This is a genomic window from Spirosoma aerolatum (assembly GCF_002056795.1).
Lineage (GTDB): Bacteria > Bacteroidota > Bacteroidia > Cytophagales > Spirosomataceae > Spirosoma > Spirosoma aerolatum.
Genome location: NZ_CP020104.1, coordinates 3,331,393 through 3,345,791, shown reverse-complemented (window position 1 = coordinate 3,345,791; position 14,399 = coordinate 3,331,393). Strand labels below are relative to the sequence as shown.

General features: G+C 47.7%; 9 protein-coding genes. 2 read left to right on the top strand and 7 right to left on the bottom strand.

Translation table 11 applies throughout. The features are described from left to right. Positions 1–7 precede the first annotated feature (7 nt). The 4 genes from B5M13_RS13480 to B5M13_RS13465 all read right to left on the bottom strand — a co-directional run bounded on the left by B5M13_RS13480 (position 8) and on the right by B5M13_RS13465 (position 9,198). A complete protein-coding gene (locus B5M13_RS13480) occupies positions 8–1,675 on the bottom strand; it encodes a lipase maturation factor family protein (protein WP_080056166.1) in 1,668 nt (555 codons plus the stop codon). A 35-nt stretch (positions 1,676–1,710) separates the two neighbouring features. Then, entirely contained in the window at positions 1,711–2,301 is a 591-nt protein-coding gene (locus tag B5M13_RS34420) for a lipase maturation factor family protein (protein ID WP_080056165.1), read from the bottom strand. A gap of 23 nt (positions 2,302–2,324) precedes the next feature. Further along, positions 2,325–4,619 (bottom strand): polyprenyl synthetase family protein, encoded by a 2,295-nt coding sequence (locus B5M13_RS13470; RefSeq protein ID WP_080056164.1) that lies wholly within the window; start codon positions 4,617–4,619, stop codon positions 2,325–2,327. 349 nt (positions 4,620–4,968) lie between these two features. Beyond that, a complete protein-coding gene (locus B5M13_RS13465) occupies positions 4,969–9,198 on the bottom strand; it encodes a carbohydrate-binding protein (RefSeq protein ID WP_080056163.1) in 4,230 nt (1,409 codons plus the stop codon). A 283-nt stretch (positions 9,199–9,481) separates the two neighbouring features. Here B5M13_RS13465 and B5M13_RS13460 point away from each other — a divergent pair, with 283 nt between their 5' ends. Then, positions 9,482–10,681, top strand: coding sequence for a glycosyltransferase (locus tag B5M13_RS13460; RefSeq protein ID WP_080056162.1), 1,200 nt, complete (start codon positions 9,482–9,484; stop codon positions 10,679–10,681). A gap of 98 nt (positions 10,682–10,779) precedes the next feature. On the opposite strand, the gene B5M13_RS13455 is transcribed toward B5M13_RS13460, so the two are convergent. Genes B5M13_RS13455 through B5M13_RS13445 form a run of 3 tightly spaced genes read right to left on the bottom strand, consistent with a single transcriptional unit; the run spans position 10,780 to position 13,872 of the window. Beyond that, positions 10,780–11,154, bottom strand: coding sequence for an Hpt domain-containing protein (locus B5M13_RS13455; RefSeq protein WP_080056161.1), 375 nt, complete (start codon positions 11,152–11,154; stop codon positions 10,780–10,782). Between the two features lie 45 nt (positions 11,155–11,199). Next, positions 11,200–12,729: a response regulator gene (locus B5M13_RS13450; RefSeq protein ID WP_080056160.1), complete on the bottom strand. Its 1,530-nt coding sequence runs from the start codon at positions 12,727–12,729 to the stop codon at positions 11,200–11,202. A 3-nt stretch (positions 12,730–12,732) separates the two neighbouring features. Beyond that, on the bottom strand, positions 12,733–13,872 hold the full coding sequence (locus B5M13_RS13445; RefSeq protein ID WP_080056159.1) for an FIST signal transduction protein: 1,140 nt from the start codon (positions 13,870–13,872) through the stop codon (positions 12,733–12,735). A gap of 366 nt (positions 13,873–14,238) precedes the next feature. Here B5M13_RS13445 and B5M13_RS34640 point away from each other — a divergent pair, with 366 nt between their 5' ends. Continuing rightward, on the top strand, positions 14,239–14,367 hold the full coding sequence (locus B5M13_RS34640) for a 30S ribosomal protein THX (protein WP_080056158.1): 129 nt from the start codon (positions 14,239–14,241) through the stop codon (positions 14,365–14,367). Positions 14,368–14,399: the final 32 nt, after the last annotated feature.

Below are 14,399 nucleotides of genomic sequence, written 5' to 3'. Positions count from 1 at the left end.
CAACAACTTATTGGTTAAGTGCGGATTCGGCAGCAGGCTCAGGCTGTCTTTCGCTAATCAGCCAATCGCCATTTTTCGGATTTCGCTGAAGATCAGGCAGATGTTCCTCACCAATATCGGTAAACTGCTGGCTTATAAACGGTATCAGGTCTAAAAATCCAGGCAATCCGTTTCCCGATTGATGAACCGAAATCTTCAAAAACAACCGAAACTTACGCGCCTGAAAAACAAGGGTATCGAACCAGAAAAGTCCCAGATAATAAAAGCTGCGCTCCGGCTCAAACTGTACAAGATATTGGGTAGCCCTCGTGGGGTTATTGAACACGTCCGAATAAATAGCCTGCCCCTGTCCAATTAGGTAGTGCGTAAACAGGCAAAGCTGAAAATACTCGCTAACAACGAGTTGAGGTTCAGCCATATCCAAGAAAAACGGTTCAAGTTTCGTGAGCAAGGCCAAACTAAGACGGCTGAATAGCTGCTGAAGCTCCAGTAGTTCCTGCCAGTTGTACCGAGTTCGTAATTGCGCTACCGTTTGGGGCATCGTGGCCCAATTTAACCCGCTTTCGTTGGCCAATGGTATAAAATCGTTCCAGAACTCTGCCAGATTGAATTTCAGATCAGTCTGTATGTGTGTCCAGATCGCATCGGCCTGCGCCTGTTGGGCACGAGCCTGTAATGCCTGAATACGCGGAGCCCGACGTTTCCAGTGGATGGCATCCGGGTGAAACAACTCAGGTACCGGATACCGTAGTTTCCATAGCCGATCCTCCCGTTTCGTCGGCGGCTGATGCGTTCCGACAACTATACGGGTCCACCAGCGGCCTGTTCGCCGACGCTCGGCCAGCGTAGTGGGCTGAAACCGATAAAACGTTATTCGTACCGCCTGGGGTGGCGCTCCTACCGGAAAAGGGCACACCCGAAACAGCGGCCGAACCAACGGTTCATCTTCCAGTAGCCGCTGGACCAGTAGCTGCACCCCACTCACGGTCGAGAAATCATAGGGGTTGCCACACCCAAGAGTCGACCAGCCAAAGTTTGCATCGTTTGAGCCAAATGATTCGTAGAAAATCCCATGATCGAGTCTGGGGTGATAGGGTGCCACATACCGGGGTGGGCTCGTTTCGGTAGTGGTCATGTACCGATAGGTATATGGAAGCCAGGTATGCCCATCTTGAGTGCCTTCAATGACCGGCACCCAACGAATCGCAGGACTACTCGTGGGCGGAAAAACGCCGTAGGCAAGAACCAGCCGAAACCGATTCAGCACTCGATAAAAGCGCAGTAACGCCTGAACAACCGGCACCCGAATCCGAATGAATACCGGCCAATGCATCCAGGTATGCGAACACCAACTGTTAAAGGGCAAATTCAGTAATCCGCCCACAGCTAGAATTACCAATAGGCCATGCGCGAGCCAATGACTGGCGACTCTCGCCCATGTAGTATCCCAAACCCACGACTGGGTATCCAGCAGGGCTATACAGAGCACAACCGTCAGTAGATTAAAAAAACCAAAATTGCTTACCAGTTGAATCCCCACCATGAGGCAGGCCGTAAACACAGCTACGACCAAGCGGGTATTACCGGGAATGAAAACACCAAATGGCAATATGATTTCGGTAAAAAACACCAGCAGAACAACCCCCTGAAATACCCATTTAGGCAGTCGGTACATGTACCATCCCAGGTAAGCGGGCAAGGGTATATTGATCAAAAAGCTATGAAAATAGCCGCGATCCCGCAGACTCCCCCGATGAATTTATACTTACCAAATCCAAAGAGCACCCGAAAAAATAACCAGCGATACGACCAGGACACTATTGGCAGAGGCAGACTGGCAACCGCTACAGTTGGTAACGTGGGCATCGTGGGCAGAAAAAGCCCCAGAAAACCCGCTTCGAGCAACAGACAATCCCATGGATAAGTAAAACCCAGCGCCAGATCGAAAGATAGGTAAACCAGCCAGCAAATCAATAGGGCTGGGCCGGCGAAAGGGCCACCATAAACGACCAGCAAAGCCGTTGCTGCCCCTAATAGGATCAACCCCCGCATGAACCGATCACTACAGTTCAGCCATAGTAGGGTCGGGAAATACAGCCAATGTCGCCAACCGGGATAATCCAGCCGGATACGGGCTAATTTCTGCTCGATGGGTGCTATGCCCCTACGGCCCGCCAGTGGCAAAACCTGATGATATAACTGACTGATCGCGATAAAAAATACGGCGCCTAACCCACGACCAAACAAGCCCCAGACCAGCTCAGGGGCAGGCAGCTCAACAAAACGTAGTATTGTTGACACGACGTTGGACGATAACTAAGGGATTAATAATGACGCTCCAGCACGTACCAGCTAAACGCCCGCAGCCTGATTTTCACATCCGAATCCGGGAATAGATCGTCTAGTTTTTGCCAGGCCTCCTCAACCAGATTTTCGGCCTGCTGTTTGCAGGCTTCAATGGCTCCGCAGGCTTCCAGGTTGTCAATCACCTGACTAATTATAGCTGGATCAGTTGGCTTCTGACGAATGGTTTCCCATAAATCGCGACGAGCAGGCCAACCCAGTGTGCCCAATGCTTTGGCTACGGGTAACGTTATTTTACCACAGGCTATGTCTTCCCCCCGATGCTTCAGGTTATTTTCAAAACCGCGCAGATTGAGCACATCGTCTATAATCTGGAACGCCAGCCCCATCGACTCAAAAAACTGCCCCAATACCCTGGCCTGTTCGGGTGTACCATCGCCCATGATGGCTCCCAACTGTGCCAGCGAACTGACCGGAGCAGCCGACTTTAACCGATGCACGGATAAAATACGCTCCTCCAGCACCGCCCCCCGCCCATAGCCGACCACTTCAGGCATGAGTGCTTCAAACCCATCAATATCAATGGCCTGACCGGCATGGGCCGCCCGCATGGTTTCAAAATACAGGGTGTAAAGTTTAAGCTTCTTGGCGTCGGACAGCGTTGAATCGACCAATAGTTCGCCCAGAAAATAACAGGCATTTCCCACGTTGATGGCTGTGGCTTGCCCATAGAGCATATGACACGATGGCCCACCCCGCCGAATCACCGACTCATCCTGCACATCGTCGACGATGAGCGATCCCGTGTGGAGTAACTCTGGCCACGCCAGCCAATTCATGTACTGCTGCGAATTCCCACCGACCAGATCCAGACAGGCCAGCGCTGCATATGATCGCCAGGACTTTCCTCCACGATCAATCATCTCCCGTATCGGTTTCAGCAATACCCGACTATATTGCGCCGGATCGAGCCCGTCGACAAAGTGCGGATTCCCGCTACCCGCCACCAGCTTTTTCAGTTGCTCATCGGTAGGCGACAGTGGCAACAGGGCTTCAATTGACTTTCGCGTTTCTTTTGTAACGGCCTTAAAAAAGTCGGTCAGTTTTTCTTTGAGGCCAAACCCACTACGCTCAACATACCCTAGCCCAACGATCGGTTCACCAGCAAAGGTGCCGCTAATTGAAACGCGTCCTTCCCAGAAGGCTCGTTTAGAAATGATGGTATTAAACTCCTGCGCTGGAAAGGCCGCTTCGGCAAACAGACTTATATTCGCTTCAGGAATGGTCAGTTGCCAGGTTGTCGGGTAATCGGTAAATGTCCGTGAACTGGTCCAGGTTTTCAGCGGCTGAAAGCTAAAGTCGTCGTACTGGCGCGCCTTCCCCTTCGGATCGATCAATACAATCCAGCGACCACAACTAGCTCCATCAGCATTGTTATCAAACAAATCGTAAGCACTGATCTGGTACCCGTTGACCAGTTGAGCCGAAATCCAGTTCCAGGCAATTTTATGTTCAATTTTCGCTTCAGGCGTATCGTTGGTCGGTTTGCCAAACTCGTGATCATACCAGCCACTGGCACTAGCTACCTCAATTGTTTGTCCATCAATCAGGAGTGCCCCTTCTACGCGGCAATGCGGCATAAAATAATAGAACATATCCTCACCAGCCGTTCCACGTACAACGCCATCGTCGCCATGCCGAACAGGAGCGGTTTGTGGATGGAACGATAGCGTTGCCCCTGTTCCTTTGTCAGCATTCAGAAGTGTGAGCAGGTAACTCCCATCTGCCTGTTTTTGAAATTGATTCCCATCATAATCCAGAAACAGACACTCTTCATTCACCTGCGCTTCTTTACTGAGCAGACGGTCGGGCAAGGGGACATTCCCTTTCACCAGCACTTCACGAAGGGCCCGTTGCAATAATGGATCGGTCGTGTCCTCGCCTTTGTCGATGGTATTCAGGCCAATTTTCGGCGCAATAGGATCAACCAGCGAGTCCGTATAATACCGCTGCGTGCTCACATCACTGATTGCCCAGGTTAACGAATGAGCATACTGGTATTGTTGAGTTTGCTCATCACGGCCAATGGCCATGCGGAAGAACGAAGCGAACAGTGAACATTGTCGATGATCAGCCAGGGTTAAATGGCTATTCACATACCACCATTCGATGGTTGATGAGGCATGCGGACGGTCGTGAATCTGTAAATCGATGCCCCCCGGTGCAGGCCAATCAGCAGGATACAGGAGCGAAGCTAATGTAGGAGCGGCAGTAGAGGTTGTTTGATCCGAAAGAGTAGTTTTGGGCGAAGCCATACAGGGTTAAGTAGAGATCGTTGAAGGTAGTTTTAACGCTGGTAAAGAGATTTGCAATTTAATAAAATACAAATGAAAGAATGTTCAATACAAACAACTAACCAAATAATTTATCAATCATTTAACCATAAACAGTACAATCAACAGTAAGCGCTAACCACTAATATAACTTATTTCCAGCTTACCTACTGCTCAGTAAAAAACTTATCACCTTTAGTTCACTTACTGAGTATTTTTACACACTAAATAACCCACAGAACAAGCACAAATCACACAAAAACGCTGGATTCAGCCCAACGGGTAATCCCGAATGTGCCCAATCCAGCGTCGTAAAATACCTACTCTATAATTAATGAACCCGTAACACTTTCTGCTGAACGCGTTCGCCATCCTGCTTGACCTCCAGGATATATACCCCAACGGCAAGTTGAGTCAGATCTAATTTTTCGGAGAACCGATCGCCGGTTTTATGAATTTGAGTCGTCTGCTGAATACGACCTTGCCCGGCATCAAACAATGTCACATCGAGGGGAGAGTTGCTGATCCGCTCTACATCGATACTCACATAACTGGTTGTTGGATTGGGATAAACGCGAATGGACTCGGCCAGGCTTTTTTCTTCTGAATTGATGTTGGTGGCCACCCGCGCATTAGGAGCTGCCGTACCAGCCATCACGAACATGGGGGTTTCGGTTACAGTCAGTTGAAGCTTGCCCTGATTCGTATTGACCGTTTGTAACTCCATGTCATTGCTGCCCACTTTCGGTCGATAAATCTGCGCCTGTGTGGCCGATCCTAAATCGAGCGTGTAGGTCGCCGTACGGCCAATTTCGTCCGGTACAACCAACACGTAAGCCGATTTGCCGTCTTTTTCGTACCGATCAACAAAGGGGTCGCGAGCGAGTGTCTCTTTATAGGCGTATTCGCCAAACAGTTTATTGGTCTGATACAAGAAATCGGCAGCAGGCCGACGGGTCAGGTTATCGCCATTGGCCAGCCCTGAGGTTCCGAACATACCACCCGATCCATTATCGTCGTAAAGCTGATAGAAGAACAATTTCTCAATGCCCTCCCGAGCGTAGAGCAAAGCCGTCCGCAAAATCCAGTCGCCCTGGGTTTCGAGTGCCGACTTATTACCAATCGGAATTGCACGCAGTGGGCTACCCTGATTCACATCATAGCCAGCTTCGGTAATCCAGACGGGCATATCATAGGATTGCAGGTGGGCTGTTTTTCGGAAATCCTGGGCAATCTTGTTGATCGGTGCCACTTCGGGTGCCGCTCCCCGCGTCGATGTACCACTCTGCGACGAAGAAGTATTATCGGCATACATGTGGTAATTGATGATGTCCCAGCACAGGTTAACGGTACCATCTGGATTATAGCCCCGGTACTGCTTACACCAGTCGATCATGCCTTTCACATAATCGGACCCGGCCGAAGCAGACGCCAGCCCACCAATCACTACTTTTACCGACGGATCGGCATTTTTCACACCTACACCCGGCCCCATGGTGTTTTTATGCCCATCGTAGAACGCCGACAGGTTAGCAGCATATTCACGGGCCGTCTGATAAGCTTTACGGCCCTTCCACCATTTATCACGTTCGTTATCACATTCGATATACTTGATCAATCCCAAACCAATTTTGATGGTGTTTGGCGTATCGCCCGTCCAGCGCGGGGTAGTATTGACGCTTAACAAAGCCGGATTGACATTTGGATTGCTGCCGTACCGGGCCATGTATTGAAATCCAGCCTTCGCCTGTTCGATGTAGGAATTGGGGTCCGTAAAATCTTTCCCATAACGCACCGGCACGTTTTCGGCATCACGCTGGTCGCTGGGATACGTATTCACCATCCAGTCGGGCAAGGTTTTCAGGCAGGCCAGTACTTGAATTCCCTCGGCTTTGCAGCGTTCGTAGATCGCATCATAGTTCCAGCCGCCACTCAGGGTTGGGTTGTACGAATAGTCGCCCTCATTGGACTCCAGCTTATTCCAGTCCATATAATGCCGGATGCCCGAAAAGCTTTTCACCACGTTCATCTTCGCTTCGTTGATCTGCCAGGGCGTGTTACCATCCTCAAAATTCCATTCGTAGGCATTTACCCCCAGCATATCCTTCAGTTTCACGGCTTTGGCAGGTACAGGTGTCGGAGTCTGGGTTGATGGCGTGTAGGAGCCATATAACTCCATTTCTGTGGGGAACGCCCCATAGGTGTTGATGACCAGATAGCGGGCATTGCTTATCGGTACATCAAGCTTGAATTTGGCATCGCCGGAGGTAGACCGATTCGGATAAGGGCCTACCCAGGCAGCGTACTGATCGCCCGTGAAGGTAGCAATAGGAATCCGCTGCCACTGATCAGTAATAATCGACACCGTCATAGGATTATCGGTGAAGATGCCCGTGAAGTCATAGAACTTTATGCCCTGGATGGTCATTGATTCACCTTGCAAAAGCGGATAATACGCGTCGTAATTGGTGAGCACTTTACCCCAGCCCGTTTCTACGTTTACATCGGTGATACCATCGAACAAGCCATCAAGCCCGTTGCTCACGTTATTGAGCTGATACCAGCGCTTCGGATCGATGGGTATTTTCTGGCCGAGCGTGACGGTCGGCGCGGTTACGGTAACCGTCTGGGTTACATTAGCAGCCGCCTGGAACGACGTTGAAGCCGCCTGCGAGGCTGTAATAACGGCTGTACCAGCCCCAACGACCGACGCTTTCCAGACACCCGTTGCGTTCGATACCGATACCACGGATGGATTGGATGACGTATAGGTGATGGGCGTTTCGGTATTGGTACTTGTTGCAGTCAGATTAAAATCAGGATCACCAACGGCTTTGTTGGGTAACGCAGAGAAGGTAATGACCGCCGGGTTCGTTACCGTTCCCCCTTGTATCACATTGAACCAGTTGAAATTCCAGGTACCCGGATTCGTATAGATGCGCAGCACCTGACTTCCTGCCGACAATGTTGCTGTCGTACTAATAGTCATCCAGTTTTGCCAGCCACCCGTACGTGGAACATCAACGCTCCCCAGTGTAGTACCGTCTTCCGACCTGATAAAAATGATGCCATTGCCGTAGCTATTGGCCACGCGAAACTGAAAGGTATAGACACCGGCCGTAGGGACATTGACGTTATAATCCATCCAATCGCCATCGTCAATGTATCCCAGATTCTGCCCACCCCCATCGTCGGAGGTTGTTTCGGGACGTACATCGGTAGCAACATCATAACTTTCGGCTTCAATCTTTGCAGGCAGATTTCGACTTCCTGAAGCCTCGAACCAGTTCAGATTCCAGTTCCCTTTCACCACATATAACCGAAGCGTTTGGCTACCGGCCGTCAGACGAACCGTAGCACTAATGGTCTGCCAGCTTTGCAACCCACCCGTACGGGGCACATCGACCGACTTCAATACCGTACCATCGGCCTTGCGGAGTTCAAATTTAGCCCCATCACCCCAGCCATTGGCTACCCGGAACCGGAACGAATACACCCCATCATGATCAACGCTCACGGCGTAATCCATCCAGTCGCCATCATCAATATTGTTAACGTTTAGTGCCCCTGTAGCATCAGCGGTTGTTTCGGTCAGAACGCCCTGCATGGCAGTATAGTCCTCTGCTTCCAGATGCCCAGGTATTGAGTTACCGTTCCGAATAACATTGAACCAGTTGAAATTCCAGGTGCCGGGATTCGTATAAATGCGCAGTACCTGACTTCCCGCCGATAAATTAACGGTTGTACTGATAGTTACCCAATTCTGCCAGCCGTAGGTTCGCGGCACATTTACGCTTCCCAGGGTAGTACCATCTTCTGTTTTGATAAAAATAACGCCATTGCCATAGCTGTTGGCTACCCGAAACTGGAACGTATACTCCCCAGCCGAGGCTACATTGACGTTATAATCCATCCAGTCGCCATCGTCAATGTATCCCAGATTCTGCCCACCGCCTTCATCAGTCGTCGTTTCGGGCCGTACATCACTAGCCACATCAAATGATTCCGCTTCAATTTTACCCGGCAAATTCCGACTGCCGGAGGCTTCGAACCAGTTGAAATTCCAGCTTCCCCGCACAATGTATACCCGTAACGTCTGGCTACCGGCTGTCAGGTGTACCGTAGCGCCAATGGTCTGCCAACTTTGCAACCCACCTGTACGCGGCACATTTACTGACTTTAGCACCGTACCATCGGCCTTGCGGAGTTCAAACTTTGCATCATCGACCCAGCCATTGGCCACCCGAAACCGAAATGAATACACCCCCGTTTGAGGAACACTCACCGGGTAATCCATCCAGTCGCCATCGTCCATATTACCGATGTTCTGTCCACCACCATCATCAGCAGTTGTCTCGGGCTGAATACCCTGCATAGCACTGAAATTCTCCGCTTCAACATGACCTGGCAAAGCGACTTCGCTCACCTGACGATTGAAGAGAAGATAAGTGTACGCATCGAGTGTACGGCTTAAAAGAGACGCAATTCCGCCGGGTCTTGAAAGTACCGCCGTTGTTACCGTCAGAAAGGATAAACAAACGAGAAGTAGAGTTTTTTTCATGTGGGAAGGTTGCTTTTAAATTAACGCATTACGGAGGCTTTTACTAGATTGAACAAGTTGACGATCAGGAAGTAATGCCGTTTAAATGACAAACCGCTAAAATACGACATATTTTTCATATATCAACTTAAACTTAGCGTCTTTGTTAGTTTCACAAAATCAATTATTCACTACTTATTTACCGTATAGCAAATTACATAAACATGTAAGATACACCATTTCTTATTTATATTTTTTTTGTGTTATTTTGACCCTAAGCGATAATATCTTTCAATACCTGCTCATGATAGCATCTTTATATTATTTTATTCTTTTACTGGTTACTGGCTATCTGGTATTCAATGTATTCTACCTTTTCCTGAGTGCAGTGGCTGGACGAATTGGCCGGGCCGATGATTCGCCTATTGAGCAGACGACTCTCCGTCGTATCGCTGTATTAATTCCTGCCTACAAAGAAGATAGTGTAATCATAGGTTCTGTGTTGGCCAATCTGAAGCAATCGTATCCATCCGACTGGTACGACCTGATCGTAATTGCCGATTCGTTCCAACCCCAAACTCTGGAACAGCTCTCTACCTATCCGATCAAAATTATCCCTGTTGAGTTTGAACAATCGACGGTTCAGAAATCAATTCGCTACGCCCTGAATGCATTGCCGGAAGGTTATTACGACATCATCGTCATTTCAGATGCTGATAATCATATGGCTACCGATTTTTTACAGCGCATCAATCAGGCGTTTGAAAAAGGATGGAAAGCAATTCAGGGACATCGCGTGGCAAAAAATACCAATACGAGCGTTGCCATTTTCGATGCCATGAATGAAGAGGTAAATAATAATCTGTTTCGGGCAGGCCAGCGAGCTTTAGGCCTGTCGGCCACATTAATCGGGTCAGGCATGGGATTTGAGCCTACAGCCATGAAACGGGCGATGAATCAGATACAGACGGTTAGTGGGTACGATAAAGAGCTCGAAATGCTACTGCTGATAGATGGCATCAAAATTGGCTATCTGCACAAAGCGTTTATCTTCGATGAGAAAGTTCAGAATATAGCGGTTTTCGAACGCCAGCGCACCCGCTGGACAGCCGCCCAGGTGTATTTTATTAAAGAATACTTTGCCATTGGTATGAACCAGCTAACCCGTGGAAACATACATGCCTTCAACGCCTTACTGAAATCCCTCCTCCTTCCCCGAACTTTGTTATTGGTGGCGGTTTCTCTGCTTTTCTTCGTTAACCTGATTATTTATAATCCCCCCTTATTGGCTTTCTCGGCCGGGTTGATTGGTGTCTTGTCGTTTAGTCTGGCCATATCTATTCCCTTGTATTTATGGCGCAAAATCTCTTTTAACGACTTTATGGTGTTGCCGCAACTCATCCTGAGTATGATGCGTACGTTGCTAAACTTTAAGCAGGCGGGCAAAAAATTCCTGCATACACCCCACACTGAAACCTCTGAATCGCAACAGGAAACGGCTTAATTGGAATCGAAAATAATTTCATATAATTGCCATAAAGCCAGAGGCCTTTCAAATGAAAGGCCTCTGGCTTTATGGCAATTATTGTATGTATTCCGTATTTAGCTCGTCAACCGGGCCAATTCTTCACGAATTAGGGGCGTTGCCTTATCCAAACCAAGCTTAAACTGATTCCAGGCTAGCTTTATTTCTTCTGGATTGCGATCAGTTTTGGCCTGAGCTTCTATACTCCGGAGTTTACCTTCCAAAGCCGTCAAACCAACCATTCCGACCCAGGGCAGCATTTTATGCGCTGTTTTAGCTACCTCTGCCCAGTTTTGCTGATCGATTTCGCGTTCTATTTCCTGAAAATCCGGGAATACTTCATCCAGAAATAGCTCGAAAAGGCTGGCTATCTGCTCATTATCACCATCATATAACTCGTTCAAACGATCATAGTCGATAGTATGCAAACTAGCCGAATTAAAATTTTCCATGGTTAAGAACCTTAACTAAATAAAAAGAAACTTGTCGCCTACCGATCAATTACCGGGAATACGCTGGCTATATTTTGCAATTTTATTAAATAAATCCTTAGGATTAAACGGTTTGGTTACATAATCATCCATTCCGACATGCACCGCCCGGTCTCGATTGCTAAATGTTGCTGAAGCTGTCAAGGCCACAATTGGGATACGGGAGTTCAATTTTCGGATTTCGGCAGCAGCCGTATAGCCATCCATTACAGGCATCTGCAAGTCCATTAGCACCAGATCATAGTTATTGGCTCGACACTTATCCACGCCTACCTGGCCATTCTCGGCGGTATCCACTTCGATACCCCATTTATGCAAAAACTTCAAAGCAACCTTAACATTAACCGGATAATCCTCAACCAGCAGGATATGTAGTCCTTTCAAGGTTTTATCATCCACCGCATCGGGAACAGCTAGTGTGACCGCTGCTGATTGGCTAATCGGTAAGTTCAATATAAAGGAGAACGTGGCTCCTTTACCTTCCTGGCTCTCAACCCGAATTGCGCTTCCATACAATTCCAGCAACTTTTTGGTAATGACCAGGCCCAATCCTGTTCCTCCAAACTTACGGGTAGTGGCTGAGTTAGCCTGGGTAAACATGTTGAAAATGGCTTCCTGCTTATCGGGAGCGATACCGATGCCCGTATCCTGAACCGATACGAAGATTGATGCCATTTCTTCGGTACGGTTCTCCAGCGCCAGTTCGATGGTGATGGTTCCATGATGCGTAAATTTGATTGCATTGGAAACCAAATTAGTTAGAACCTGACCGATTCGGAGTGAATCGCCAATCAGTGCATTCGGAATATCATCATCGATCATTAAGCGAATCCGATTACCCTTCTCCTGTGCTTTTGCCTGCTGAGCCCGTTTGATATTTGAAACCAGTTGCTTGAAATCGAACGTGGTTTCTTCGAGTTCAACTTTTCCGGCTTCGATCTTGCTAAAATCCAAGATATCATTGATCAAAGCCTGCAGATGTTCGATCGAAAACTGAAGCGTTTTCAGGTTCTCGACCATGGTTGGTGGCACTTCTTCCTGAAGCATCAGATACGTCATACCGACAATTCCATTGAGCGGAGTTCGGATTTCGTGGCTCATCATGGAAAGGAAGTCCGATTTGGCCTGGGTTGCTTTTTCAGCTTCATCCTTAGCCTGTCTCAACTCAGCCTCAATGGTTTTTCGATACTCGATCTGCCGTTGTAGAAAATTAACTAACCCAACGAGGTTGTCGTTATCAAAGTCAGCAATCGACTCCCCTTCAGGAACTTCGATCAGCACAATGGCTTCCATTAATTTTTCGACCGACTCCCGACGCTGGCTCACTTCTTCTTTCAACCGCTGATTAACTTTCGAATATTCCCGATCGTTTAATAACGCCGAATGTTCCAGAAGTTCATTATCGCGGGCAAAGTTCTGATAGGACTCATTGACCGACTGAATAAACTGCTGCAGGTTTTCATTTTGAAGGCACTCTTTGGTCAAATGCCGATTTATCTGACGTACTAATGTTTTATGTAGCGATGCCTCATTCATTACTTACTGCTCCGAAAAAATGGTTATGGTCATGGTTTGGTTATGCAGTTCGCCCGGCGAGTTAGGACCTGCCGGAGCAATTTCCCCATATGCATAGAAGCCAGTAATACAGGGTTCACTACCAAAAATTCCGCGAGCAACTTCTACTTCCTCTTCTGTACGCTGCCCCAACACCAGCTTTCGCCCTACACAGCTAATCAGTAAAGCGAGTTCGGGGGTGGAGCCCAGTTGCGTTAATGAATTTTGGGCAGCCGTTGCTGAAGCTTCCACCAGACGGTCCAGATTTGGCCGCATGAACCGAACCGTTGACCCTTCAGGAATATCGCCGGCAAAGATCATACTTTTTGCCGATTCATCGATAGACAGGATCGTTCGGACGAGCGGCCTCGACTCTGGCGTAATCTTGATCGACAAGGGAAAGAGTAGGGCTGTACCGGGTAATCCATCAGCATACTTACCTAAATAGTCTTTATATAAATCCAGCGCACTCCGATCATCGATCTGGTATAACTCATTGTATGTCGATTTCGTGACTTCGCGTTCCGGACCGAAAACATCCCATCCTCCCATGGTTCCATGGCCAATTTTTAACTCTTGGCCATACAGGCCGATGCCTACTACTTTACCCGGTTCGGGATTCTGGTTGGCTCCAACCAAGGTCCGCTCAAATCGGTCGGCATCGCCTGCCAGGCCACCAATTACAGGCACCAGTCTATTCAGACATCGATTAGCCGCTCCAGTAAGCTCACTGCCATTAACGACGCCACCGTCAGAAATAAGAATAATTCCGGCCAGTTCCTCGCCATCGAGGGCTTGTGCGACCTGTTCTCCAACCCGTCCACTTTCTTTATGATTGCTGATACCAAACTGTACGGTTCGCACCATCGACTTTTCAAACCACACAGATGTTACCACCAACGTATCATCATAAACCTTATCAGCTAAAATTTCGCCGGATGTAGAATTAATAACAATCTGGGCATTTGGATAAATTTCCCGTAAATAACCATAAGCATCAATTGTTTCCAACAGTTTCCGTCCTCCGAAAGCTAGTACTAATTGTGCCTCTTCGGCTAAAAAATCAGGAGTTTCAGAAACTGTTTCCCAGTTATTCGCTGAAAATCTGGATTGCCTTATTTTCATATAGATGAATCGGTAAAAAACACAATAATAGGCTATTTTGCTTACCTACAAAACTACTAAAAAAATTTACTTAATTTATTTAATAAACAATAATGTTAATACTTATTTACCCATATAGCCGTATAATAAACATTTGAAATCCTGTAACCAGTATCGTTAAAAAATACGCTTATATATAGACCTAATTTTTATCCGTTGCTGCTTTAAATTATAGCATATATCGGATCAGATTTAATCAGTTTATTTCTTCCGTTTTATACCATGAGCTCTTAATCTTCTTGGTCTACAGTGTAACCAGTAAATTTCAACATATCTGACTTTTTTAAATAAACTCCAAAACTAATTCAACTAAACTAATCTCGATGTATGGGCAAAGGCGACAGAAAAACTCGGAAAGGTAAAATTTCTATGGGTTCGTACGGCAAGACCCGTCCGCAAAAACCCAAGCAATCAGGAGATATAAAAACGACAACCCAGTCTCCCTCTAACAAGTAATTAATGTATAAAAAAAGCCCTCACTATCGGTA